Origin of the sequence: Bacillus sp. FSL K6-2869 (assembly GCF_040869405.1) — a bacterium.
Taxonomy (GTDB): Bacteria; Bacillota; Bacilli; order Bacillales; family Bacillaceae; genus Bacillus; species Bacillus altitudinis.
On record NZ_CP152035.1, the window covers coordinates 3,619,689 to 3,643,860 of the forward strand.

The following is a 24,172-nucleotide window of genomic DNA, read 5'->3' on the forward strand; positions in this document are numbered from 1 at the left end:
GTGATCATCCCTCCTTTTTGATGTTATTTTAAAAGCGCTTTCATTAACATCTAATCTTTTTCCTCACAGATGCGGAAATGGGTGTCCTTTTTTTTCATCTGGCTGTTCCAACACGTGCAGCGCCGCCGTCAGTTCTTCAAATGAAGCAGCTTTGATGATTTGCTCCACCACTTCCTTCTGCTCTGTCAAACGCACAAGAAATTGATAAAGTGACTGCAATTCTTTCTGATACGTCTTCTGTATACTTAACAAACAGACGACCTGTACCCGCTCTTCGCCCCACAGCACTGGTTTTCTCAACGTACAGATCGCACAAAACGTATCATCTGTTGCCGGTTTGATTGGGTGAGGGATCGCGACCAAATGACCGAACGACGTAGGTGACACTTCCTCTCTTTCCAGCAATAGCTGTTCAAAATCATCGGGGATTCGGTTTTGTTCCTGCAATACATTCACGAAAAATTGAAGAACCTCTTCCCTTGTTTGTAGATCTTGCTGAAAAAAAGTCATATTCGGACTGATATATCGCAAGACCCCCATTTCTTGTGACCCCTGTACAAATCGCTTCAGCCTCGACATATCGTCTTCACTGAGGATCGTATGTACATCAATCACTGGCACAGGTAGTGTGTTCTGAAGCGGGATGGTACTAATGATCAAATCGATACTTCTCAAGTCATACGACAAAAGGTCACTGACACTTGCAGTTCCAGCAATCTCTAGCCTTTCGCTAAAGGCGGCCTTCAGCTTATGGAGAAGAAGCTGACTGCTTGCGACACCCGTTGCACACACAATCAAGCATTTTTTTCTCACAGTCTGAGTTTTTGTCCGCTCTATGGCAGCACCAATATGCAGCGCCAAATATCCGATTTCATCTTCATGAATCTCTACATTCTCTTTTTCCTTCAGCCATCTTCCCATATAGACACCTGCTTCAAAGGCAATCGGATAATGCCTTTTTATGTCTGATAAATAGGGGTTACGGATGTTCATATCATATCGGAACCGATGAATCGCTGATCTCAGGTGAAGACTTAGTCCCACAATCAATTCCTTGTCTGTCTGAATATCAAGTGACATGTGCTCTTCGACATAACCAAGTAATTGATGAGTTAAACGGAAATGCTCTTCATCAAGCATGTGAAATAGCGTGTGGCCCGTTTCTCCATACGCCATCATTTTTGCCCCCATTAAATGAATCGCAATATAGGCCATTTCAGATAATGGAAAATCTATACCGAGTACGTGACGCATATCTTCTGCCATTTGCCTCGCCACTTGAAAAGCGGGCTGTGTTTGAATGTCTTTGAGTTCTCCTTCCGGCATCATGACCAATTTTTTCTCTTCAATTCGTTTGCACGCAATGGCGATATGTGTCACTAAGTTACTTAAACCGATCTCTGACACATGAAGGCCGCTTGCCTTTGTACGTGAACGCACCATATCTTGAATCAATTGATATGTTTCTTCAGGTAAAAGGGCAGGATTCGGATGCTCCTGCTGAAACACATGCTCAGCTAGACAATACCTTAATTTCATTTCATCTCCAGTCAGCCTCAGTCCATATTTAGGACGGTGTGCAACAGAGAGGCCATGTAAAGAGAAAATATGCTTGACTGCTTTCAGGTCATTTTTCACAGTAGATTCACTCACAAATAATTCCTCGGCCAATTCATCTAATTTCATATAGTCTTCGGACAATAAAAGCCTTCTCAATAAATAAGAGATACGATCCTCCGGCTGATCTGGAATGACTTGATTCTTTTTTTCATTTCTTTCTCTCATTGAGTTTTTCAAAAAAGTACGAAATGCTCCATAATCTTCGACAGTCAATGTATACCCTGCTCCACGTTTCATATGAAGTGTTGCCCCATGTGCTTCTAATATTGATTTAAGCGCTTTCATATCTGTTCGAACTGTTCGTGATGTGACGCCTATCAGGCGTGCAATTTCTTCACCTGTCAGCTCCTGCTCTGCCTGCATTAACCGCCTCAACAGCTCCTCCTGACGTAGAGATAACATAGACTCCCCTCCCTTGGTCAATTACTTTTGCCTATCATCATAAACGAAAATAGAACTCTTTGCCCAGTTTTTCTTTCCGACCGGGAACTTTGTTATGGCTCAAACGTATGAATATGAAACAAGAGGAGGGATACATCATGTTTGTTATCATCATCATACTAGCTTCTTTAGGCGCCATTGCCGCCCACATGTTTACACCAAAAGATAAGCGTTCATCTTCTAAGCATTCTGCACATCACAGTTCAACAACCAGTAACTATACTGATTCGTATACACATCACGCTTCTGATGCCTCCTGCGGTGGTGATTCTGGTGGTAGCGGCGGATGTGACTAAACCAAAAAAACAGCCGCTTGTTCAGCCGGCTGTTTCGTTTATTTTATTAAAGAGCTTTCCAGCCCCGTTCAATTAAATGTTTGACATCCTTTGCAAAATCCTCGCCCTTTTCCATCACATCTTGGGCTCTTCCTGCAAAATTACTAGCGACAGCGAGTTCCATTTTTTTTAACTCAAAGTGCATAATTTTTTGGTCTATCTCCGTAATATAGGTTTCATACTCATTGTTCACAATGTCGTGCAGGACGTGATAGGCTTCTTTCCGATGACGGTGAAAGTCCGTTCCTCTCTCACCTTTCCATGACGAATCTAGAGCAGGCTTCTTGATTTCCTTTATGTCAGACTGCGCAAGATCTTGTTCTGTTCGAATATTACTTTTGGCTGTCTTTAACCGAGAGATCATTTCGTCAAATTCTGCACGTTTGTTTTCAATCCCCATATGCAGATGGTGCAGCATCTCGGATAAACTCATGTCATCCACCTCTATTAGACCTCATAAGAAAGCACGGCGTCAGCGTTTTTGAAACCGAGCAGATCATCTGCTTTTTCCAGTCCTGACATTTCTATCGTTCGCTTTCATTAAGTATAGTATAAGGCGAAAAGCCTTAGGCTTAAATAGGGAAAAGGTGTCCTTTTAACATGGTGTTTGGAAGAAAAACGGAATAATCTAAGGTCATAAATCCCGAATTATATATGAGTCTTTACGACTATATTTTACGTCGTACTCAGCTACGCTATCAATAAAACGATTGGGGCTTATGATTTTGCCGCAATCGCTTCATCCTGTTCTTTTAGTGTCTTCACATTTGAGCGTGTATCCTGAACGTTTTTGATCAAGGCTTCTTTAAAGCTTGAGACCATTTCGCCCACCTCTGCTTCACGTGCCGTCCATTTGGTTACAAATTCAAGGCTGTTTTCACCAGCTTTATCTGCTGCTTTTTTCATTGTTAAAGCTTCAACTGCTTGGGAGACTTCATCTAGTTTATCCATCACTGTTTGGTAGTTTAACTTAATTTGTCCCATTATGATATCCTCCAGATTTGTTCAGCATGAAGCTCGCTTACAAGCTGCTCCATGCTTTTGAGATCAAGCGTTTTGCGTCTTCTACTGCGTCTTCTCCTTTTTCAGCCAAACGTGCGGCATCTCCAGCTAAAGAGCTGGCAAAGGATAAGGCAGCCTGCTCTGCTTCTAGTGTACTGATTTTGAATTCGATTCGGCTCACGTAGCGTGGGTATTTATCGCTTACGATCGTTTGCAGCGCATCATGCGCTTCATTTCGCTCTGATTTGAAATCTTGGCTCCGCTCACCTTTCCAAGAGGCCCCAAGCTTTGGCTGCTTGATTTGTTTTAGATCTGTTTCTGCCGCATCTTGTTCACGTTCAATCTTACTTTTTGCCTTTTTGAGTCGAGCAATTTTCTCTTCGATCTCTGCCTTTTTATTTGAAATGCCACCGTTAAGGGCAGACAGCATATCCGATAAGCTCATATGGGTTCCTCCTCCTGTCAAAAATAAAAACGCTGCTTAGAGTCCCTCTAAACGAGCGTAATGGTGAATCGCACTTTTTCCAATATTGTTATTATAAGGTTCAAAGACTCATGTTTGAATAGGGATTTGTGCCCTTTTTATGGTATAAATATGCTTTCAATCTGCTTCATACCACACCTTAAGCCCTCTTTTATAGGGGGTCAAAATACACAACCACCCTTCTGGAAACACACATAGTCTTACGGTCCTAGGACAAACAAAAGCCGCCCGGGGGAGGGGCGGCTTTTGCAGCGGCTTATGATGCCGATTCTTCTGAGTCTTGTTGATTTTTGACGTACCAAATGAATTTCCCTGTATATCCGTAGATAATGGCAAGACCAATGGCAACAAAGCTCAACCACATAAATGGTAAATAAGAGAATGTCGAGACGCCTAGAATCCCTGCCATGTAAATTCCGTTATCTGACCACGGAACCATACCAGACGTCATTGTTCCACCGACTTCAGCGTTTCTAGATAGAACGCGTCTGTCTATTTTCAATTTATCATAGCTTTTTTCCATAATTTTCGGTGTAAGAATTAATGAAACGTACATCGCACAGCCGAAGATATTTGCGAAGAATGCAACAACAAGTGTAGATAGGGTTACATTTCCTGCATTATATAATTTCTTCTCGAAAGTAGCGACAATTACTTTTAAGACGCCGAGATATTCAAGTACGCCACCAAAACCAAGTCCGAGAATAATGACCACTAGCGATCCAAGCATATTCACAATACCGCCACGATTTAACAGCGTATTTAAGAAATCTACATCTGAATTAATAGAAAAGCCATTATAAGCTGTTCCAAGCGCATCTGCCGGGTTCATTCCTTGGAATGCCATTGCCCAGACTGCACCAAGAAGGGCACCAATAGCGATAACAGGCATTGAAGGTTTCTTAAATACGAGCAGTAATACAACCACTACTGCTGGGATGATCATCCAAATGTTGATTGTGAATGTATCTTGAAGGGCATTTTTCAAAAATTCTACTTTACCTTGATCAATGTTGCGTCCGCCATACATAAAACCTGTAACCGTAAACATAATCGCTGTAATCACAAAGGCTGGTATGGATAAGACCATCATGGCTCTTACATGCGCCAGCACGTCCACTTTTGAAAGAGAGGAAGCGAGCACAGTACTATCAGATAAAGGAGATAATTTATCACCAAAATAAGCACCAGATAAAACAGCCCCAGCTACGATCGGTAATGGGATACCCAATCCTTCACCAATTGCGATCATCGCAATACCTGCTGTTCCAACTGTACCCCAAGAGGTTCCTGTTGCAACGGACATAATCGCACAGATGACAAGTGTAGCTAATAAGAAGATATTAGGATGAATAAATTCCAGTCCGTAATAAATTAACGTGGGTACAACACCGCCGGCAATCCATGTACCAACAAGTGCACCTACTGCAATTAAGATTAAAACAGCCTCTAAACCATTCGATATCCCTTTTGTAATCGCATTTTGAAGATCTTTGTATGAATGCCCTAAACGAATCCCTAAAGCAATAACCATAAACCATGAGATGAACAATGCGAGCTGAATATCTAGTTTGAAGTAAAGAGTGAATGATAAAACAATTGCTAAAAATAAGCCAAGTACAGACACGACTTCTAAAATAGACGGTAGACGTGGTGTTTTCATTTTGTTTCCTCCCTTTGTGCGTGCGTTAAGCGTTTTCAAAATATTGTGAAAAAAGTGTGTCAATTCGAAAGAAAGTGAATTGCCTGTTTTTCTCTCTTTCACAGGCAATTCCACATATTAATAAAATAAAATTTTTGATATTATTATCGCTCTAGGAGCTCTGCACCGGCAATGCCAGGCTTTGTCATCTCGAATGGATTCAAGATAATATCAAGTTCTTCTTCTGTTAACACATCATTTTGCAGGCAAAGATCTCTGATCGATTGTCCTGTTAAAATGGCTTCCCTTGCGATTCTAGCCGCGGCTTCATAGCCTAAGTGAGGGTTTACCGCAGTAATGACACCTGCACTTTTTTCGACATATTCTTTCAAACGTTTTTCATTTGCTTCGATGTCCGCTAAACAGTGATCTGTGAATGAGCGGAATCCGTTATTCATTATACTAATAGATTGAAGCAAGTTAAAGACCAGAACAGGCTCCATCACATTTAACTCAAGCTGGCCTGCTTCAGAAGCAAGACAGATGGTGTGGTCGTTCCCAATGACCTGGAATGCGATTTGGTTAATGAGTTCTGCCATGACTGGATTGACTTTCCCAGGCATAATGGATGATCCCGGCTGACGAGCTGGCAATGCAATCTCAGCAAGACCTGCACGTGGGCCAGATGCCATTAAGCGAAGGTCATTCGCAATTTTAGACATGTTCATCATGCATACTTTTAAGGCAGCAGATACTTCTGTGTATGCATCTGTATTTTGCGTCGCATCTACGAGGTGCTCTGCGCCTACTAGTGGCAGTCCAGAAATATCAGCAAGCTTCTTCACGACGATTTCGATGTAGCGAGGATCTGCATTGAGGCCTGTCCCAACAGCGGTCGCACCCATATTCACTTCATATAAATGCTGTTTTGATTGGTTGATTCGTTTAATATCACGGCTGAGCACACGGCTGTATGCTTCAAACTCTTGTCCTAAACGGATCGGAACAGCGTCTTGTAAATGAGTACGCCCCATTTTGATGACATGATCGAATTCTTTTGCTTTCTTTTGAAATACGTCATGCATGGCCTGCATCGTCTCAAGTAAAATGTCTAACTGCTTGAGCACTGCAATATGGATCGCCGTTGGGAACGAATCATTTGTCGATTGTGACATGTTCACATGTGTGTTTGGACTTAAATGAATGTATTCGCCCTTTTGATGTCCCATGATCTCGAGGGCTCTGTTTCCAATGACCTCATTGGCATTCATATTCATAGACGTTCCTGCGCCGCCTTGAATCGGGTCTACGATGAAATATTCATGGAATTTGCCTTCAATGACTTCATCTGAAGCTTGAACGATCGCGTTTCCAATTCCTTCATATAAACGTCCGACTTCCATGTTGGCTTGAGCTGCTGCTTTTTTGACAATGGCAAATGCTCGAATGAGTTCTTCATGCATGCGATATCCTGTAATCGGGAAATTCTCTTTTGCACGAAGCGTTTGAACACCATAATACACGTCTGCGGGAATTTCTTTTTCACCTAGAAAATCCTTCTCGTAACGATAAGTTGCTTGAACCATCTCGTATGACCTGCTTTCTATAGAATAGTTAAATCACTAAATCTTCTGCGATTGGCGTTTCCATAATCTTTTTCACTTCTCGTGGATCTGTTGTTTTACCTAATGCCCACATGAGCTTTGGCACGATAGCTTCTGTGTTCATGTTTCTTGAACGAGCAACCAGTTCTTGATTGATTTTACGTCCTACTTCATACACACTCATGTCTTCTCCTTCTTCGAGACACTGAGTGGTGATCACAACAGAAATGCCTTCTTCCAGCAATTCGTTGATTTTTTCTAAAAGGTTTCTTCCTTCGAAAGGAATTCCGCCGCTGCCGTAGCTTTCAATAACGACCCCTTTGTACAACCCTTTGATTGAATCTAAAAACTCAGGCTTCAGTCCAGGATGCAGTTTTAGTAAACAAACGTCTGTGTTCAAGGATGCATCTAATTTAAGCGGTTTCATTGATGATCTTTTTACTTTGCTATTGTATTCAATTTGATGATTTTCAATCGATGCAATATATGGGTAGTTAATACTTTCAAATGCATCGTAGCTTTTCGTTCTTAGTTTGATTGCGCGAGTTCCTTGAATGACTCTGCCATCAAACACGACATACACGCCGCCAACACCGTCACATGCAAAACGAATCGCATCTGTAATGTTTTTCTTCGCATCTGTTTTCTTAAACGTAATTGGAATTTGAGACCCTGTAATGACAATTGGCTTATCAGGATTTTGCAGCATATACGATAGTGCTGCTGATGTATAGGCCATTGTGTCCGTACCATGCGTGACGACAAATCCGTCATATTGATCATAATTTTCATAAATGGCTGTTGCGATATCAACCCAGTATTCAGGCTGCATATTGGTACTATCTATACTCATTAGGGACTTTGTGTCCATTGTGTAGTCTGCATTAATTTCGTTTAAATAGCTTAAAAGGTCCTCAGCTTTAACACCTGGAGCTAAACCATTTTCACTTTCTACAGATGCAATCGTCCCACCAGTGGTTAAAAGCAATAATTTCTTCAACAGGTCCACCTCTTTCAGTAAAATTACTTCGTTTGTCACACATATTATAAGCCAGCTTGTGCTATTCTATAATATACGCTTTACGCGTACCTTCATTGCCATTATAGTCACATAACGCGAATTAATCAAGAAATTATTACGCATAACGCGTACACTCTTTGTCAAAATATGATATACTGTTGTTGTATATAAAGGAGCGTTCATGTATGATACTCGATCGTTTAACCACCCTTAGAAAAAAGAAAAAATGGTCTCTCCAGCATACGGCAGATCGCCTAGGTATCGCCAAAAGCACCTATGCCGGTTACGAATCTGGGTACCGACGACCTTCGCTTGAAGCAGTGAAACTGCTGGCTGATTTGTATGATACGTCCATTGATTTTTTACTTGGTAGAACGGACGAGCCAGAGATACAACGCAAAATCTCTGATATCAAAATTGAGCTGACGGAAGCAAAAGAAGGAACCATCCATGTAGACGGCGTTCCACTAACAGATGAAGAAATTAAACAGCTTGTTGCCTTTATTCGGGCGAAAAACACTCTGAAAGTATAAACAACACAAAAAAGAGAGGTCCCTGTCATAGAGGGACCTCTCTTTTTCTGCTTACGACAGCTCACTTAATTCCTCTAACCGCCGCTTCGCTTCTTCTTTATTAAAGGAACTATAATAGCGATAATTCTCATCATCTAAGATGCGGTAATGCTGACTTAGCACATTCTGCTGAAGACGAAACGTACCTTTTCTCACAGACGTCCGCCACCAAACCTTTCCGCCAATCGTACGTTCAACAGATAAATGCAATTCATCGTGGGCGACGACTTCCAAAATCTCAAGCGGATCATCCCCAAGTGTCCCTTTTAAAATGTCACTATCCCTGAATAATGCACATACGGCCGCAGATTGCGTCCAGTTGAGGCGAAGACGATTCTTTTCTACCTGCTGCAAATGCCGTTTGGATAGCCCAAGCACCTCAGCCATGCGGTCCTGTGTATAGTCTTTTTCTTTTCGAATTCGTGCCATTTGTTCTGTGACGAGGTCAATTACCATTTCTTTGTCCATCTCTCATCACCTCTTGATTGTTCAGTCTTTACTGACATCTTACACGATTTCTTAAAAAAAGTGGCGTCTCACCTCATGGAATGATGGCGAAAACATCTATTGATTCTGCTTTTCACCATGACCATGCTGCTGTTTCCAATTCTCTTGGGCGGTCTCATGTAAATATGGATAAATGTTTTGTTTCACCGTTTGCTCAAATACTTCTTCATCTAAAATACTGTACGCCGGAATCTTGATCAATTTCCCATCAATTTTCCGAATGAGCACATCCATGAACAGAAATCCCCTGATACTGTAACGATGCCTGCGCATATCTATAGATTGAATGTCTTGAAAAGGGATTGTTTGTTGCCGGTATAAAACAGCGCCATTCTCTCCTCGCTGAATGCGAAAAATCACATTTCCCCTCTTCGTAAAAGCCGGAAGAATCATCAAAAAACAGATCCAACCATAGACAATGCCTAATAATCCGCCTAAAAATAAAAACAACGTATAATTCGATTCAAATGTAAGAGCTTCTGAAAATAACCAAATACCGATGATGCCAAATCCGCCCGTTGCTAAGAATGCCCATACTCTTAGAAAGGGTCTGCTCCTCACTTCTATTACTTCACTTGGATTCAAGCGCCATTCTCCTTTTCTCCATTAGAATATAGAACGTAATCCGTCCCTATGAGCCGTCTCTATCCGAAATTCATTTTCCTTCATGCCCGACACTAGCCAAGAATGCTTCTGCCCCGGAATAACAAATATCATAGACTCTACATCCGGCGTATTATTTTTATCATAAGTGACCTTCATCAAAGAATCCATTTTTCCTTTTCTGACCCTTACATCAGAAACAAATGCCCGCACAAGCTCTTGGTTCTCTGCTTTATTTAGAAAAGAAGGCCAATCATCATTCCCTTGACTGGCTTGTTCTAACAGCAGTTCAAATTCTTCCGCCTGCAAATTGATGACTGGTGTGAGGTGTTTACTCATGTGTATGTTCAAAAAGGTTGTCACTTGCTCCACAGTCTGCTGATCTTCTTTTAGTTTGTGAATCTGATGCACTTGTTGATCATAAAGCGTATGGTGTGAATACACACCTGCCTGAGTCGTATGAAAGGACGTACTGACCTCTTCATCTAATGCACCAAACCTTGAAGCTTTCACGGTATGTGATGCATCGTTCATGGCTTGAATGAAATGCCGGTATTTTTCTTTATAACGGTATTGTCTATTTCGAAATTCCAGCACGTCTTTTGCCAGCAAAGAGCGACATGCAATTTCAAATAAAAATCCAAGACGTTCATCCTCTACATCTGGATAATAGGCTTCCTTTAAAGACATCCCTTGCTCAAAATAGCCTTCACTGTAAAAACTAAAGATGAGTTCCTCGATACTTAGACTTAGCTGATCCAACTTGATCTCTCCTTATCCAAAAGAAAATGCGCCCTTCAAGAAATCACCTGCACCTTTCAACAGCGAATCTGCGGTTTCTTTTGTTTTTTCTATTCCTTTATGTATCACCTGATTTGCTTGATCAATGGTGTCATTGACTGCTTTAACACCTTGACCTGCCAGTTCAAATGCTTTTTTTCCTTTATCGACAACCGCATGAATTGGGTCTTTTAATTTCACTGCGACCTGTTCTGCAAAACCAGAAGTAAGCTTGGCGACTTTTTCACCAATAAAGCCACCTACTGCTGATCCTATCGCACCGCCAACGACTGTTCCAATCGGTCCTGCAAAACTTCCAAGAGCGCCGCCCACAACGGCACCTGCAACAGATCCGCCTGCAATAAAGACCGTATTATTCACTGCATTTCCAACAGCCTTTGCATTTTCACGCTTGAGAACTTCTGGCTGATCCCCAAATTCCGCATAGTTCTCCGCAATTTTCAGACCGCAGCCAACCGTTTCTGTTGCACCCGTGACGACCGTTGCAATGATGGCATTTCCTTTCGCAAACCTTGCACCATTTTTCAGAACAGACTTGATGCCAGCTGTGTCCTTCCAATTGATACTTCCTTTTGTGAAATCACGTACACTGTTCGTGAACGCAACTGTATCGCTAGGATAAAATTTCGTAAATTTCTTATGGACAAGGTCAGCCATCGACCAATTGGATCGTTTTAATAATTCTTTTTTACTCAGCCAAATCCTTGCCAACCGGTCAAATCTCGTTCCTTCTACCCGTCCGGTCACATCAAGAAGGAGCTTTGAATGCTGCGCAGCATAGCGGCCATTTTCTTTAATAAAGGTCGTCATGCCAAGTCCATAGTATTTTGCCTGCATCATCACAATACCAGCTAGGCTCGTGAGTGTACCATATTGATCATACAGACTGTACATTTTCCTTAAAATATCATCAGCTTCGACCATTTTATCCGTTGCATGACGAATGGCAATGTCGTCACTGCTCAATTTGCTCATTAAGGCTTGTCCAGAACCCCATGCATCTCCTACTCCAGAAAAACAGCTTCGATAACGGGGATCACAGCCTAGGATGAGGCCATCCAGTTCACTATGTAAATCGTGGTGCTTTGTTTCGATGGCCGAAAGCTCTCCTACAAAATCATTCGCCAGCCCTGTCAGCTGATCTGGATCTACTACAATGTCACGCGCCATCACATCATCTCCCTTCTCGGTTTCTTTCTCTCCGTTCTTCTCGCCTTTTTCGCTCAAGCTCTTCCATTCTGGCGATTTCAGCTTTACGTTCCTCGATTTTGACAGCAGCATCCCGCAGTTCCTGACTTGTTTCAAGCAAGTCCTTTTCAAATTGATCATAGCGTGCCACTGTTTCCTCAAAGCTTTGATCAAATTTATCTCTTGCTTCCCCTTGCCAGCCTGATCCAACTGCCTTCAGCCGATTCTCAAGCAGCTGCTTCGACTGCCGAATGCCATCAGCAGCTTCCTGGAACTTTTGAGCGAGTGCAAGTGTTTGACTAGAATCCAACTTTCGCACCCCTTTCTCCCAAATTAACGTACAAATGGATGATTTTATATGTCCTCATTATAAATAAAAAGACACCCAAAAAAATCACCCTAAAGAACCATTCAGCACATCGCAAAATAAAAGTAGGTCTTTTTCCTCTCTAATTGTCAGAGAAAGCCTTTCTTGTTATGAAGCGCATTCAAGACATGATAAAATGAACATATTCTACAAAAGGAGTGACGTATTGATGAAAGAGGAAATGATCCAGCGATTCACAAGTTATGTAAAAGTGGATACACAGTCTGATGCAGACATAGAGAGCTGCCCATCCACTGAAGGACAGCTGAACTTAGCAAGGCAGCTAGTTGAAGAGATGAAATCCATCGGCATTCAAGAAGTGACAATGGATGAAAACGGTTATGTCATGGGCACGATCCCATCTAACACAGACAAAGAAGTGCCAACCATTGGCTTCCTAGCTCATATCGACACAGCCACTGACTTCACTGGCAAGAACGTGAAACCGCAGATTCATGAGAACTATCAAGGCGGGGACATCACGTTAAACGAAGATCTACATATCGTATTATCTCCAGCACAGTTTCCAAATTTACAAAAATACCAAGGACATACGCTCATCACGACTGATGGCACGACCCTGCTTGGTGCAGATAACAAAGCAGGTATCGCAGAAATTATGACCGCCATGCATTACCTGATTGAGCATCCAGAAATCAAGCATGGAAAAATTCGTGTCGCCTTCACACCAGATGAAGAGATCGGCAGAGGACCTCACAAATTCGATGTTGATGCCTTTGGCGCTTCTTATGCTTATACGATTGACGGCGGCCCGCTAGGAGAGCTTCAATATGAAAGCTTCAACGCCGCAGGTGCAAAAGTATCAATTAAAGGAAACAACGTCCATCCAGGGACAGCAAAAGACAAAATGGTCAGTGCTGCAAAGATCGGCATGCTGTTTCACAACAAACTTCCTTCAGATGAATCTCCAGAATACACAGAAGGATACGAAGGCTTTTTCCATCTCACAAGATTTGTAGGAGAAGTAGAAGAAGCAGAGCTACAATATATTATTCGTGATTTTGATAAAGAGAAATTCAACAAGCGCAAAGCACTGTTTGAAAAAATCGCAAACGACTTAAAAGCGGTCTACGGCGAAAACAGCATCACCCTTAGCATTCAGGATCAATATTACAATATGAGAGAAAAAATTGAGCCAGTCAAACATATCGTAGACATCGCTCATGAAGCCATGGAAAACCGCTCAGTGACACCTGTCATTGAACCAATCCGCGGCGGTACAGATGGCTCACAGCTTTCATATAAAGGACTTCCAACGCCAAACATCTTTACTGGCGGGGAAAACTTCCACGGTAAATATGAATTCATCTCTGTAGAGAACATGCTGAAAGCGTCAGAAGTGATCGTGGAAATTGCACGTTTATTTGAAGAAAAAGCATAAACATGTTTACAACCGTTCCTGTTCGGGAACGGTTTTTTAATAAAAGTTTACAATTTTCTGAAACTTTTATGACACTTAATCGTACTAATAGAGACAACCCCAGAAAAATTCTTCTTGACGAGTGCAATAACTGGAAATATAATAGTTAAAAACAACCAGTATTTTAGACCTAAAAAAGCACCTAGAATAAACCTTTAGAACTAAACGCGATTTGCTAACTATTTTCAGTTATAAACATCACTCACCCTGTCTACACTTAAAGAATAGGATGAATTGGAGGAATGTCATATGATGATTTTATTGATTATCGCTTCACTTTGCTGCTACTTACTATTCTCTTTCAAAAAAGATAACCGCACCCAAAAACGAAAAAGCGCAGAGCTTTCGGAGTTTGAAATCTTTCGTATGCGCCGCCACTACAACGGCAAACGCCGTCACCCACTAAACGATGCACCCAAACAAGTATAAATGTAAAAAGAAGAGCCTCATCACCAGGGGCTCTTTTTATGTATAAAAAAACGACCAAATTCATGGCCGTTTCTCTTGTTTATTTATACACCTTCGCAGGTACTTGAATCATAGGAATTCCTACATAGTACGGTGAAATTTCATATGGCTGGAAGACAACAGCGATTCCCTTTTTCGTGAAGTAGTACTGCGTGTCGTAGCCGATTTGAATATCGCTTTTTTTCAGATTCGCATAGAATTTACTTTTATGCTTCTTTGTGTAGTTATAGATATAATCTCTTACTTTTGTACGCTTTTTCTTTGTTTTTACCACATCTGTAAAGTACAGTTGCTTTGTTTTTTTCTTTGTTAACACATAGTTCATGCTCGTAACCATCGTATCCCCGTGCATGCTACCGTCATTCATGTAATCATAGTTTAGGATACTTAGTTTCTTCCCATTGTTAAATTTCGTTTTAAACGATCTCTCGTATGTGATCTTCCCAATGCCTTCTTTTTTCGCTTCGTCCTTTAAGAACAAGTACGTAGAATAAGAGAATGCAATATCTTCTTTTAAATCACGATTGATGGTTTTCATATGCGCTTTACTAAGGTTTTTCACCTGTGCATATTTAAACGTTTTTTTCTTTTTATAATAGTGTGTACTTACTTTTGCTTTTTTCACTTGTTTGGCATCCGCAGATCCAACTGGCGCAAACAACGAAACAATCAGCGAAAAAATGAGCAGGCTGATCGTTAGGCCTTTTTTCATTGTCATAGTAAAAACCCCCATTTTTGTCTATTACCAATTGAGTATACCATGACAAAAGAACCAAAAGAAGTGTTTTCTTCCATATTATTCTTTATTTTTCATGTGAGGTTTGTTTACCGTTTTCATAAGTTCCTGTATGCTTAAGATAGAATGTTAGATGAAGTGTGGTGTTTATCATAGAAGAGAATATTTTTAGTCATATCCGGACAACATTTCATAGTTTGTCCCCTACCCAGAAAAAGATTGCCAATTACATTTTACAAAACCCTCAGAAAGTTGTGCTTCATTCGATTAGTGCACTCGCTGCTGAATGCAACACAAGTGAAACGACGATCTTTCGTTTTCTGCGAAAAATTGGCTATGAGTCCTATCAAGTGTTTCGTGTCCATGTCGCGCAGGATATTGCGACCAATACGCCTCAATCCATATACGGTGAAATCGAAGCATCTGATAGTGTCGCAGATATTAAACATAAGGTCATAGAGTTAACAACCAACTCTATTCAGGATATGAAACATATTTTAGAAGACCAAGCTGTGACACAATTTATTGAGCAAATGAAACAGGCTCATAAAACCGTCTTCTTTGGAGCAGGTGCCTCCAGTTTTATTGCCGGAGATGCCTATCATAAGTTTCTCCAGCTTGGCTTTGAAGTGAGTCTATGCAGTGATCCTCATATGATGAATATGATTGCAACACATGCAACGGAACATGATTTTATCGTTGCGATCTCACATTCAGGGGAAAGTAGAGAAATCCTTGATGCCGTGCAATTTGCAAAGGAAAAAGGTGCAACGGTCGCCTCGATTACGAGCTATCCGAAATCAGAGCTCGCCAAGAAATCCGACTTTCATCTGCTCAGTTCATCGAGAGAAACAACCTATCGTTCTGACTCAATGATTTCTCGTATTAATCAGCTTGTGATTATTGATGTTTTGTACGTCACAGCTGTTTTAGAATTAGGATCAAATGCAATCGACAACGTCAAACGTTCTCGATTAGCTGTAGCTAAAAATAAAACATAATCGACCATAGACCGGAGCTGTTTCCGGTCTTTTTTTTTGTGACTTTTCTCATATTTTCCGTTGACACATTCCTATTTCGTCATGTACATTAAGTGAACAATAGTTTATTTCCTACTATTAATTTAAATCGATAGTATATATACTAACAAAATGAAAAGAAAGCGCTTTTTGTAAGGGGTTTCTAAATAGGAGGCGGACAAAATGGCAAAACAAATTGGATTCATTGGATTAGGCATTATGGGGAAACCTATGGCACTCAATCTATTAAAAGCCGGTCATACTGTGACTGTTTTCGATATTCATACAGAAGCTGTTCTAGCATTAAAAGAAGTGGGCGCAAATGCCGCTGCATCAGCTGCTGAGGCAGCATCTGAAAGCGATATCATAATCACGATGCTTCCAAAAGGTGAGCATGTAGAAGCAGTCGTAGCAGGTGAACAAGGCATATTGGCTACAGCAAAACCTGGCACGATTATTATAGATATGAGCTCTATTTCACCTGTTACTTCTAGAGCATTAGCGGCACTGGCAAAACAGCATCAGGTCGAATTTATCGATGCTCCTGTCAGTGGCGGAGAGCCAAAGGCGATAGACGGGACACTTGCGATTATGGCGGGCGGAGAAGAAGAGATCTTTGAACAAGTAAAGGATGTCCTCTATGCCATGGGCACAGATGTCGTATTAGTTGGATCAAATGGAAGCGGGACAACCGCTAAGCTTGCGAATCAAATCATCGTCAACTTAAATATCGCTGCCATGTCCGAGGCACTCGTCCTTGCCGCTAAGTCTGGCATTGCGATTGATAAAATGTATGAAGCCATCCGAGGTGGACTGGCAGGAAGTGCTGTCCTCGATGCGAAGGTTCCTCTCATTTTAGAACGAAACTTTGAGCCTGGCGGACGTATTGACATCAACTTAAAGGATTTAACCAATGTCATGGAAACTGCCCACGATATCGGCGTTCCTCTCCCGCTTTCTAGTCAGCTGCTAGAAATCTTCCACGCCCTCAAAGCGGACGGAAAGTCTGGACTTGATCACGGCGGAATCGTTCAATATTACGAAAAAATGGCTCATGTTGAAGTAAAGAAAGGATGAGGTTCTATGAAACAAAGCATTGAGTTACTAAATGCCATTCCGAAAGCGGATTCAGACCGCATTCAATCAGCATACGAACAAGCACTAAACCATTTCCACCATAAAGTGATTGTATTAGACGATGACCCAACAGGCATTCAAACCGTACACGGCGTCTCTGTTTTCACCGATTGGTCAGAGAAAAGCATTGAAGCTGGTTTTCTTGAAGACAGCCGTATGTTCTTTATCTTAACCAACTCTCGCAGTATGACAGAGAAAGAAACGGCGGTTCTTCATGAAACGATCGCATCAACGATTGTAAAAACGGCTGAACGGCTTGATCAAGATTTCATCATTGTCAGCCGGGGGGACTCCACCCTGCGTGGACACTTCCCGCTAGAGACTGAAATTCTCAGAACGACCATTGAACAGCAAAGCTCCCGCCAATTTGACGGCGAAATCCTTCTTCCCTTTTTTAAAGAAGGCGGCCGCTTTACGATTGGCAATATTCACTACGTACAGGAAGGTCACGAATTAATTCCTGCTGGTGACACAGAATTTGCATTGGATCGTACATTCGGATTTCAATCTTCTCACCTCGGAGAATGGATCGAAGAGAAATCAAACGGATCGTTCACTAAGGAAAACACTACTTATATTTCTTTAGAAGATATCCGGGCTTTACGCATTGAACAAATCAAGGATCAGCTGATGACCGTGAAGGATTTTCAAAAAGTGGTTGTGAATGCAGTGGACTATGACGATGTCAAAGTCTTTGTCGTTGCCCTCATAGATGCCATCAAAGCAGGTCAGCACTTTCTATTTAGAAGTGCGGCAGCTCTCACAAAAGTGCTTGGCGGTGTTGAGGATCAAGCACTATTAACTAGACAAGACTTAATACAGGAAGAAAGCACGCACGGTGGCCTCATCATGGTCGGTTCCCATGTCAAAAAAACAACCGAACAATTGCGAGCGCTGCAGCAAAATAAAGACATCGCATTTATTGAATTTGATACACACCTCGTGTTAGAACCTGAAGCATTTCAAGAGGAAATTGACCGCGTGATTCAACAAACTGAACGGCTTTTAACAACCGGGCAATCGGTTGCTGTTTATACAAGGAGAGAACGGCTTGATCTTGGGGACGATCGTCAAGAGGAAGAATTGAAACTGTCTGTTCAGATTAGTGATGCTGTGACAAGCATTGTTCAGCGCCTCTCCATTCGCCCTAAGTACCTCATTGCCAAAGGTGGAATCACCTCAAGCGATATTGGAACAAGAGGACTCAGTGTCAAACGTGCGACCGTCGCAGGTCAAATCAAACCAGGTATTCCCGTATGGCAAACAGGAGAAGAGAGCAAATTCCCATTTATGGCTTATGTGATTTTCCCGGGAAATGTTGGCTCAAAGGATACGTTAAAAGAAGCAGTAGACATACTTGAAGGATAAAGCAGAGGGGGCGTTCACGCTCCCTTATGCAGCACAAAGGAGGAAAGATCATGTCGTTAGTTTTTATCGGACTTGGCGTTTTGTTATTACTTTTACTCATGGTTGTCTTTAAGTTAAACGCTTTCATTTCGTTGATTATTGTCTCTTTAATCGTTGCCGTTTTAGAAGGCATGTCACCACTTGAAGCGATTGCTTCAGTCGAAAAAGGGCTTGGAAGTACACTCGGCCATCTGGCGTTGGTTCTTGGCTTTGGAGCGATGCTTGGTAAATTGATGGCTGATTCTGGCGGTGCTCAGCGTATTGCCATGACACTCATCGACCGCTTTGGTATCGGGAAAATCCAATGGGCGACGATGCTGACTGGATTTGTTATCGGAATTGCTCTATTTTATGAAACCGGATTCATTATTCTTATTCCATTAGTCTTTACCATTGCTCAAGCCGCAAGACTTCCTGTGTTGTATGTGGGAATGCCGCTCGTCGCTGCACTCATTACAACACATGGCTTCCTCCCTCCTCACCCAGGGCCGACAGCCATTGCCAATGTATTTCAAGCCAACATGGGACAAACCTTATTGGTTGGAATTATTTTAGCCATTCCTGCTGTTTTAGTAGGCGGACTTTTGTTTACGAAACTATTTAAGAAAGATCAACTGCATGCACACATTCCAAAGGACTTGTTTAATCCAAAGGAATTTACAGAAGAGGAAATGCCAAGCTTCGGCATTAGTATTTTCACCGCTATTTTACCTGTATTGCTCATGACATTCAGAGCATGTTTAGAAATTTTCTTCCCGTCCTCCCCGCTGCTACCGGCGGCTGAGTTTTTAGGTGAGCCGGCGATTGCCCTATTAATCTCTGTGCTGCTTGCCATCTACACATTTGGTCTTGGCAGAGGAAAGAGCATGCAGGACGTCATGAAATCGATTACGGATTCAATTGGCTCCATTGCGATGATTCTATTGATCATTGCAGGCGGCGGCGCCTTTAAACAGGTGCTCATTGACAGCGGCGTTGATCAATACATTGCAGGGATTATGCAAGGAAGCACACTGTCTCCTCTGCTCCTCACTTGGCTGATTGCAGCTGTCCTTCGTGTCTCTTTAGGGTCAGCAACTGTCGCGGGTCTCACAGCAGCTGGCATTTCTGCACCGCTGATTGGTTTGACGGGAGTCAGCCCAGAATTAATGGTGATTGCAACAGGCGCCGGCAGTATAACATTCTCTCATGTGAATGATGCAGGTTTCTGGATTTACAAAGAATACTTTAATTTGTCGATGGCTCAAACTTTTAAAACTTGGACATTGATGGTGACTGTTCTTTCACTTGTTGGATTAGCTGGTGTTCTCGTCGCTGATTTGTTTATGTAGGAAAATAAATAGGAAAAACCATTGACTTTTTCTCGAAAAGATTGAATAATTGTGTTTATTAAGAAAATTGAATCAAAGGTAACCTTATTAAGAGTGGTGGAGGGACTGGCCCTGTGAAACCCGGCAACCGCTGTTCCTTGGAACAGAATGGTGCTAATTCCTTAAGCAAGCTAATGCTTGTTTGAAGATAAGGCAGAGATCTCACAGTATATGATGCTCTTCCTTATCCAAGGAAGAGCTTTTTTATTTGATTTATAACCTGAAGAAAGAAGGGATTCAGCATGACACAAGTACAAACCATTGGTAAGAAAACAACAAAGCCGCCATTTCGCGCAGATCAAGTAGGGAGTTTACTTCGTTCTGAACGCATCAAAGAAGCCCGCAAGCAAAAAGCAGACGGTATACTGACAGCAGAACAGCTCAGACAAATTGAAAATGAAGAAATCACTCGTATTGTAGAGAAGCAAAAAGAAATTGGATTAGAGGTTGTCACAGATGGAGAATTCAGACGTGCATGGTGGCATTTTGACTTTCTAGAAGGGCTTGATGGGGTCGAAGGATTTGAAGCAGACCAAGGCATTCAATTCCACAATACGACGACAAAAGCGAGAGGCATCAAAGTAACAGGTAAGATTGATTTTACCGATCATCCAATGCTAGAGGATTATCGCTTCCTTCACAGCATCGCGGGTGATCATACGGCTAAAATGACGATTCCAAGTCCGAATATGCTCTTTTTCCGTGGAAAGCTTGAAGAAGGTGTGTACGACAGCTTAGATGATTTTCACCATGACGTGGCACAAGCTTATAAAAAAGCCATCCGTGCTTTTTATGATGCAGGCTGCCGTTACTTACAGCTAGATGATACAGCTTGGGCTGTGTTCTTTTCTGAAAAAGGACATGAACAAATCAAAGCTTTTGGCCGCGAGGAAGATGAACTGCGTGAATCGTTTGCGAAAACAATCAATGAAGCGGTTGCCGATCGACCAGATGATTTAGTGATCACCATGCACATTTGCCGTGGTAACTTTAAATCAACATGGGCAGCCGAAGGTGGTTACGAGGCAGCGGCAGAAACAATTTTTGCGGGTCTCGATTTGGATGGTCTCTTCTTAGAATTCGACGATGACCGTTCTGGCGGATTTGAACCCCTGCGTTATGTGAAAAATCCAAACCTTCAAATCGTACTAGGTCTTGTCACTTCAAAGTATGGGGAACTTGAACCCGTTGATCAGATCAAAAGAAGAATCGAGGAAGCGGCTCAATATGTGGACATCAACCAAATCTGTTTGAGCCCACAATGCGGATTCGCCTCAACAGAGGAAGGCAATTTGTTAACAGAAGAGCAGCAATGGGAAAAGCTGCGTCATGTGATTGAGATTGCGGATCAAGTGTGGAAATAGGCGAAAATCTGCATAAAAACCTTACCATCGTAATAAAGAACCGCTTTATTGGCGGTTCTTTATTTTTTGTCATCTCAATCAACATTATATGAAGTTTAATCGTAATACTTCTATAGTAGAGTTAAGAAGATAAGTTATCTTCTTAAAAACCATCTTTTATACTCATAAGTTGTCTTACAACAAGTTGTGTAGATTGATATACATCTAAGTCATCTTTTTTTCTTGCAAGAATATCCCCTACTGAAATTCCCTTAAAATCGTTTGGCAAATTATTTATCATTGATTTTAATTTTTCTTCTACCTTTTTTCGTTCATTTTCATCCAAAAGATCAATATTAACCAGTTCTCTCCATTCGTCTTTTTGAATCAATCGATTCCTTAATTCTATTAAAATTAGATCTAGCCAAGCTGGCTGACCGAAGGTAAAGTTTAATGCAATGGTTTCTTCAGAAGAACTAGTTGAATGCCAACAACCTCTTGGAAGAAATAAAAATGATCCCGTATCCAAAATCAATTCCCTTCCATTAGATAAATTTTCATCAGGAAAATCACCATTCCAATACGACTTTAATGGATCTGGCAAATGAGGAGCCTCAATTAATTCATAATGTTGAAGTGGATTCACTGTATTAAAATTTTCAGCCAACTTCCATTTCTTTTTCCCTTTAAGTTGAAAAATGAAATTGCAATACGCATCAAAATGTGCTGAAAATCCAGCTGATTCTTTAGCAGCGTACAATACTGCTTTTGCCATTGTTCCCTCAGGCAAGCCTAAAAGATTATCCTATACCATTTAGAATTCAATTTAGTGGATATACAGCTCTCTAAAACCATAAACGCCTTCCTAGATTAAAATAACCGATGATTCTAGCCATCTTTTGTATTTTCTCCAATTTCTTTTTTACAAACTATCAATCTATTTGCAACATCAATCTACTCATCACTATTACTTTATAAACATAAAATTTGTCAAAAAATCATTGTTTAAATATTGAAAAAAATATAAATGACATGCTATTATCACTTTTGTTAGGATATAAAATAGGAATTTAATACATATACAGGAGGAATGTTACATCAAAAAAATAAAACTCCATGTCTTGTTGAGATTCGTAATGTAGTTGTTGCTGGAGGACATTAATAACTAGTTTTTCATCCCCTAACACTTTATGAAAGGAGTGTATAATCTTTGCTGACTCATGACGAATGTTATTTATATAATGATTTTGTCAAAGAAAATCAACTATACATATATCCTTTGAAGATAATAAAATCTTAAATCATACCCTGACACAAACGAGCCAAAGCTATAATCTTGGTACCTTGTTATAGAAAAAAAGAATGGAGGAATCACAATGGAAAATAATACAATTTTCGTGAAAAATACTGATAATGAACAAGAAAGTACTTAAAAGGTATCATTATCGAACCGGGCATGTCCCTAAATCAAGTCGCAACTGATTTTTATGAACGAATTGACGGACAAAGAGAGTTTATTTTTTATTTCAATAGTAACGGAATTTGCTGAAGAATATGATACAGATGTTCAAACTTGTATCAAAGACCTCCAAGCATTGAGTAAACAATTAATTGAAAAGGAAGTTGTATATGTAAAATGAATAAACTGAATGATGATATTCTAGAAAACATCTATAAAAACATTTCAACTAAGAGAAGCAAAACAATCGTTAATTACATTGCAATGCTAATGGCACTAGCAAGAGATCATGAACTAAACGAGGATGATTTAATTAATTGGATTCACAGTAAATTAAGTGCAATAGGATATTTTCAAGAAAAAAACCGTTTATTTACTCAAAACAAATTAGATGAATTTGTCGTAGAGTTTATTGAAGGAAGAGCACTATTATATGATGATATCAACATAACTGAAACAAAACAAAACGAATATGTCATCAGTAGCAAATTGTGGTACAAAAAGAATCCACCTGAAAGTTTTTTTTATTTTGGTATTGACCCTGAAGATTTTTCGAACTACGCACAAAAACTTGCTCAAATAAACGCCGAAAAACTAGGTATCTCAATCAATTTTTCTAAGGATCAAGCGACTGACAACGAAATAGCTCATATCCAGCTTTCAAAAAAATGTTCTCTTTCAGAAGAATTGACAGTAACTCAGCCAAGTTCAAAAGACTTTTCGTGGTTAACATGTTTTTTCAATGAACATTGGGGTGGAACGACTATGGTGTCTAAAGGGACAACTTATAATGTTTTAAATGAAAACATTATGTTGGCTAAACGTGGAGATACTATAGTAGGAATATTAGTTTACAAAATATTCAAAGAAGAGGCAGAAATCCTGACTTTAGAGGCTCTAGAAAAGTACCATGGGGTTGGCAGTAAATTGCTTTTTGAGTTAGAACAACATCTAAAAACACAAAATATACAATCTATTAATTTAATCACTAGTAATGATAACTTAAATGCCATTAGGTTTTATCAAAGGAAGGGATATTCTTTCAAAAACATCTATATCGGTGCAATTGATAAAGCAAGAATGCTTAAGCCGACAATTCCCTCTATAGGAAATTACGGAATAAATGTCAAAGATGAATTAGAATTTGAAAAAAGGTTGATACGATGACTATAAAAAGCAGATTGATTGTTATTGCGATTTCACTTTTAACTTAAACCAAGACGAAGCTCTCACGATTAATACATTACACGTTCCAATACTAAAAGAAAACATAGATGTTTTAATGCCTTTACAAGAGGATAACTTATTATATATCACTATTAATAATAGCATTGAATACCTTGTTGATTCACGCGATGATTATGAATGGTTTACTTTTTTAAGTAAAATCAATGGTATCAAATCCATAAAAGATATTTTATCTCAAAATAATCAAGACTTTAGAGATATAAAAGAAAGACTTGAAGAATCAGTATTACTTAATATTATCGAATTAAAACCACTTTTTGAAGATCAAAGCTCTTCTCCAAAAGCATAAATAAATATATTCGAAAGATCATATGATTTATTTGAACCACACAAAAATTTAAAGTGTGGTTTATTTTT

General features: G+C 40.5%; 25 protein-coding genes and 1 riboswitch. Of the genes, 11 read left to right on the top strand and 14 right to left on the bottom strand.

Annotated elements, in window-relative coordinates; genetic code table 11:
* Positions 1–63: 63 nt before the first annotated feature.
* Positions 64–2,022 (bottom strand): BglG family transcription antiterminator, encoded by a 1,959-nt coding sequence (locus MHI58_RS18725; RefSeq protein ID WP_045033756.1) that lies wholly within the window; start codon positions 2,020–2,022, stop codon positions 64–66.
* Positions 2,023–2,159: 137 nt separating this feature from the next.
* Between MHI58_RS18725 and MHI58_RS18730 the strand changes: the two genes are divergently transcribed.
* Positions 2,160–2,357, top strand: coding sequence for a hypothetical protein (locus tag MHI58_RS18730; RefSeq protein ID WP_039963061.1), 198 nt, complete (start codon positions 2,160–2,162; stop codon positions 2,355–2,357).
* Between the two features lie 46 nt (positions 2,358–2,403).
* On the opposite strand, the gene MHI58_RS18735 is transcribed toward MHI58_RS18730, so the two are convergent.
* The 6 genes from MHI58_RS18735 to MHI58_RS18760 all read right to left on the bottom strand — a co-directional run bounded on the left by MHI58_RS18735 (position 2,404) and on the right by MHI58_RS18760 (position 8,128).
* Entirely contained in the window at positions 2,404–2,829 is a 426-nt protein-coding gene (locus MHI58_RS18735) for a DUF5082 family protein (RefSeq protein ID WP_007497950.1), read from the bottom strand.
* A 284-nt stretch (positions 2,830–3,113) separates the two neighbouring features.
* Entirely contained in the window at positions 3,114–3,380 is a 267-nt protein-coding gene (locus MHI58_RS18740) for a YwqI/YxiC family protein (protein WP_008345634.1), read from the bottom strand.
* A 37-nt stretch (positions 3,381–3,417) separates the two neighbouring features.
* Positions 3,418–3,843 carry a DUF5082 family protein gene (locus MHI58_RS18745; RefSeq protein WP_017358667.1) on the bottom strand — a complete coding sequence of 142 codons (426 nt, stop codon included), beginning with the start codon at positions 3,841–3,843 and terminating at the stop codon, positions 3,418–3,420.
* A 295-nt stretch (positions 3,844–4,138) separates the two neighbouring features.
* Positions 4,139–5,545, bottom strand: a complete 1,407-nt coding sequence (gene nhaC / locus MHI58_RS18750; RefSeq protein ID WP_041507995.1) for a Na+/H+ antiporter NhaC — start codon at positions 5,543–5,545, stop codon at positions 4,139–4,141.
* A gap of 143 nt (positions 5,546–5,688) precedes the next feature.
* Positions 5,689–7,110: an aspartate ammonia-lyase gene (gene aspA, locus MHI58_RS18755; protein ID WP_045033751.1), complete on the bottom strand. Its 1,422-nt coding sequence runs from the start codon at positions 7,108–7,110 to the stop codon at positions 5,689–5,691.
* Between the two features lie 28 nt (positions 7,111–7,138).
* The gene (locus MHI58_RS18760; RefSeq protein ID WP_017358664.1) at positions 7,139–8,128 is read right to left on the bottom strand and encodes an asparaginase; all 990 of its coding nucleotides are present in this window, start codon (positions 8,126–8,128) and stop codon (positions 7,139–7,141) included.
* Between the two features lie 206 nt (positions 8,129–8,334).
* Here MHI58_RS18760 and MHI58_RS18765 point away from each other — a divergent pair, with 206 nt between their 5' ends.
* Positions 8,335–8,682: a helix-turn-helix domain-containing protein gene (locus tag MHI58_RS18765; protein ID WP_017368336.1), complete on the top strand. Its 348-nt coding sequence runs from the start codon at positions 8,335–8,337 to the stop codon at positions 8,680–8,682.
* Positions 8,683–8,733: 51 nt separating this feature from the next.
* Here the strand turns inward: MHI58_RS18765 and MHI58_RS18770 are convergent, their stop codons facing one another.
* The 5 genes from MHI58_RS18770 to MHI58_RS18790 form a co-directional block, all read right to left on the bottom strand.
* On the bottom strand, positions 8,734–9,189 hold the full coding sequence (locus MHI58_RS18770) for a helix-turn-helix transcriptional regulator (protein ID WP_008345651.1): 456 nt from the start codon (positions 9,187–9,189) through the stop codon (positions 8,734–8,736).
* Between the two features lie 96 nt (positions 9,190–9,285).
* Positions 9,286–9,813: a YfjD family protein gene (locus tag MHI58_RS18775; RefSeq protein ID WP_045033749.1), complete on the bottom strand. Its 528-nt coding sequence runs from the start codon at positions 9,811–9,813 to the stop codon at positions 9,286–9,288.
* 21 nt (positions 9,814–9,834) lie between these two features.
* On the bottom strand, positions 9,835–10,593 hold the full coding sequence (locus tag MHI58_RS18780; protein WP_045033747.1) for a hypothetical protein: 759 nt from the start codon (positions 10,591–10,593) through the stop codon (positions 9,835–9,837).
* Positions 10,594–10,605: 12 nt separating this feature from the next.
* Positions 10,606–11,802, bottom strand: a complete 1,197-nt coding sequence (locus tag MHI58_RS18785) for a glycine zipper domain-containing protein (RefSeq protein ID WP_017358662.1) — start codon at positions 11,800–11,802, stop codon at positions 10,606–10,608.
* 4 nt (positions 11,803–11,806) lie between these two features.
* Complete coding sequence (locus MHI58_RS18790) at positions 11,807–12,130, bottom strand: WXG100 family type VII secretion target (protein WP_017358661.1); 324 nt, start codon at positions 12,128–12,130, stop codon at positions 11,807–11,809.
* A gap of 226 nt (positions 12,131–12,356) precedes the next feature.
* Here MHI58_RS18790 and pepT point away from each other — a divergent pair, with 226 nt between their 5' ends.
* Both pepT and MHI58_RS18800 read left to right on the top strand, forming a co-directional pair.
* The gene (gene pepT, locus MHI58_RS18795; protein ID WP_008345662.1) at positions 12,357–13,589 is read left to right on the top strand and encodes a peptidase T; all 1,233 of its coding nucleotides are present in this window, start codon (positions 12,357–12,359) and stop codon (positions 13,587–13,589) included.
* A gap of 288 nt (positions 13,590–13,877) precedes the next feature.
* Entirely contained in the window at positions 13,878–14,057 is a 180-nt protein-coding gene (locus tag MHI58_RS18800) for a hypothetical protein (RefSeq protein ID WP_008345664.1), read from the top strand.
* A gap of 79 nt (positions 14,058–14,136) precedes the next feature.
* On the opposite strand, the gene MHI58_RS18805 is transcribed toward MHI58_RS18800, so the two are convergent.
* Positions 14,137–14,814: a DUF3298 and DUF4163 domain-containing protein gene (locus MHI58_RS18805; protein WP_045033745.1), complete on the bottom strand. Its 678-nt coding sequence runs from the start codon at positions 14,812–14,814 to the stop codon at positions 14,137–14,139.
* 161 nt (positions 14,815–14,975) lie between these two features.
* Between MHI58_RS18805 and MHI58_RS18810 the strand changes: the two genes are divergently transcribed.
* From MHI58_RS18810 to MHI58_RS18830, 5 genes are all read left to right on the top strand, one after another.
* Positions 14,976–15,833, top strand: a complete 858-nt coding sequence (locus MHI58_RS18810; protein WP_024719230.1) for a MurR/RpiR family transcriptional regulator — start codon at positions 14,976–14,978, stop codon at positions 15,831–15,833.
* Positions 15,834–16,034: 201 nt separating this feature from the next.
* Entirely contained in the window at positions 16,035–16,928 is an 894-nt protein-coding gene (gene garR / locus MHI58_RS18815) for a 2-hydroxy-3-oxopropionate reductase (protein ID WP_041091244.1), read from the top strand.
* Positions 16,929–16,934: 6 nt separating this feature from the next.
* On the top strand, positions 16,935–18,356 hold the full coding sequence (locus tag MHI58_RS18820; protein WP_045033738.1) for a four-carbon acid sugar kinase family protein: 1,422 nt from the start codon (positions 16,935–16,937) through the stop codon (positions 18,354–18,356).
* Between the two features lie 50 nt (positions 18,357–18,406).
* Positions 18,407–19,726: a gluconate:H+ symporter gene (locus MHI58_RS18825; protein ID WP_008345676.1), complete on the top strand. Its 1,320-nt coding sequence runs from the start codon at positions 18,407–18,409 to the stop codon at positions 19,724–19,726.
* Positions 19,727–19,807: 81 nt separating this feature from the next.
* Positions 19,808–19,920: riboswitch (SAM riboswitch) on the top strand.
* A gap of 87 nt (positions 19,921–20,007) precedes the next feature.
* Positions 20,008–21,129 (top strand): 5-methyltetrahydropteroyltriglutamate--homocysteine S-methyltransferase, encoded by a 1,122-nt coding sequence (locus tag MHI58_RS18830; protein ID WP_045033736.1) that lies wholly within the window; start codon positions 20,008–20,010, stop codon positions 21,127–21,129.
* A 142-nt stretch (positions 21,130–21,271) separates the two neighbouring features.
* Here the strand turns inward: MHI58_RS18830 and MHI58_RS18835 are convergent, their stop codons facing one another.
* On the bottom strand, positions 21,272–21,883 hold the full coding sequence (locus MHI58_RS18835) for a cupin domain-containing protein (protein ID WP_231101345.1): 612 nt from the start codon (positions 21,881–21,883) through the stop codon (positions 21,272–21,274).
* Between the two features lie 861 nt (positions 21,884–22,744).
* On the opposite strand from MHI58_RS18835, the gene MHI58_RS18840 reads away from it, so the two are divergent.
* Both MHI58_RS18840 and MHI58_RS18845 read left to right on the top strand, forming a co-directional pair.
* Positions 22,745–23,734 carry a GNAT family N-acetyltransferase gene (locus tag MHI58_RS18840; RefSeq protein ID WP_045033734.1) on the top strand — a complete coding sequence of 330 codons (990 nt, stop codon included), beginning with the start codon at positions 22,745–22,747 and terminating at the stop codon, positions 23,732–23,734.
* Between the two features lie 115 nt (positions 23,735–23,849).
* Positions 23,850–24,104 carry a hypothetical protein gene (locus tag MHI58_RS18845; protein WP_041507999.1) on the top strand — a complete coding sequence of 85 codons (255 nt, stop codon included), beginning with the start codon at positions 23,850–23,852 and terminating at the stop codon, positions 24,102–24,104.
* Positions 24,105–24,172: the final 68 nt, after the last annotated feature.

Bases quoted from the DNA above. Each gene is read 5' to 3' on its own strand.
- MHI58_RS18730 (WP_039963061.1), top strand. From the start codon at position 2,160: ATGTTTGTTATCATCATCATACTAGCTTCTTTAGGCGCCATTGCCGCC.
- MHI58_RS18765 (WP_017368336.1), top strand. From the start codon at position 8,335: ATGATACTCGATCGTTTAACCACCCTTAGAAAAAAGAAAAAATGGTCT.
- MHI58_RS18725 (WP_045033756.1), bottom strand. From the start codon at position 2,022: ATGTTATCTCTACGTCAGGAGGAGCTGTTGAGGCGGTTAATGCAGGCA.
- MHI58_RS18800 (WP_008345664.1), top strand. From the start codon at position 13,878: ATGATGATTTTATTGATTATCGCTTCACTTTGCTGCTACTTACTATTC.
- MHI58_RS18805 (WP_045033745.1), bottom strand. From the start codon at position 14,814: ATGACAATGAAAAAAGGCCTAACGATCAGCCTGCTCATTTTTTCGCTG.
- MHI58_RS18840 (WP_045033734.1), top strand. From the start codon at position 22,745: ATGAATAAACTGAATGATGATATTCTAGAAAACATCTATAAAAACATT.
- aspA (WP_045033751.1), bottom strand. From the start codon at position 7,110: ATGGTTCAAGCAACTTATCGTTACGAGAAGGATTTTCTAGGTGAAAAA.
- MHI58_RS18770 (WP_008345651.1), bottom strand. From the start codon at position 9,189: ATGGACAAAGAAATGGTAATTGACCTCGTCACAGAACAAATGGCACGA.
- MHI58_RS18845 (WP_041507999.1), top strand. From the start codon at position 23,850: ATGCCTTTACAAGAGGATAACTTATTATATATCACTATTAATAATAGC.
- MHI58_RS18830 (WP_045033736.1), top strand. From the start codon at position 20,008: ATGACACAAGTACAAACCATTGGTAAGAAAACAACAAAGCCGCCATTT.
- nhaC (WP_041507995.1), bottom strand. From the start codon at position 5,545: ATGAAAACACCACGTCTACCGTCTATTTTAGAAGTCGTGTCTGTACTT.
- MHI58_RS18745 (WP_017358667.1), bottom strand. From the start codon at position 3,843: ATGAGCTTATCGGATATGCTGTCTGCCCTTAACGGTGGCATTTCAAAT.
- MHI58_RS18735 (WP_007497950.1), bottom strand. From the start codon at position 2,829: ATGAGTTTATCCGAGATGCTGCACCATCTGCATATGGGGATTGAAAAC.
- MHI58_RS18820 (WP_045033738.1), top strand. From the start codon at position 16,935: ATGAAACAAAGCATTGAGTTACTAAATGCCATTCCGAAAGCGGATTCA.
- MHI58_RS18785 (WP_017358662.1), bottom strand. From the start codon at position 11,802: ATGGCGCGTGACATTGTAGTAGATCCAGATCAGCTGACAGGGCTGGCG.
- MHI58_RS18835 (WP_231101345.1), bottom strand. From the start codon at position 21,883: ATGGCAAAAGCAGTATTGTACGCTGCTAAAGAATCAGCTGGATTTTCA.
- garR (WP_041091244.1), top strand. From the start codon at position 16,035: ATGGCAAAACAAATTGGATTCATTGGATTAGGCATTATGGGGAAACCT.
- MHI58_RS18740 (WP_008345634.1), bottom strand. From the start codon at position 3,380: ATGGGACAAATTAAGTTAAACTACCAAACAGTGATGGATAAACTAGAT.
- MHI58_RS18825 (WP_008345676.1), top strand. From the start codon at position 18,407: ATGTCGTTAGTTTTTATCGGACTTGGCGTTTTGTTATTACTTTTACTC.
- pepT (WP_008345662.1), top strand. From the start codon at position 12,357: ATGAAAGAGGAAATGATCCAGCGATTCACAAGTTATGTAAAAGTGGAT.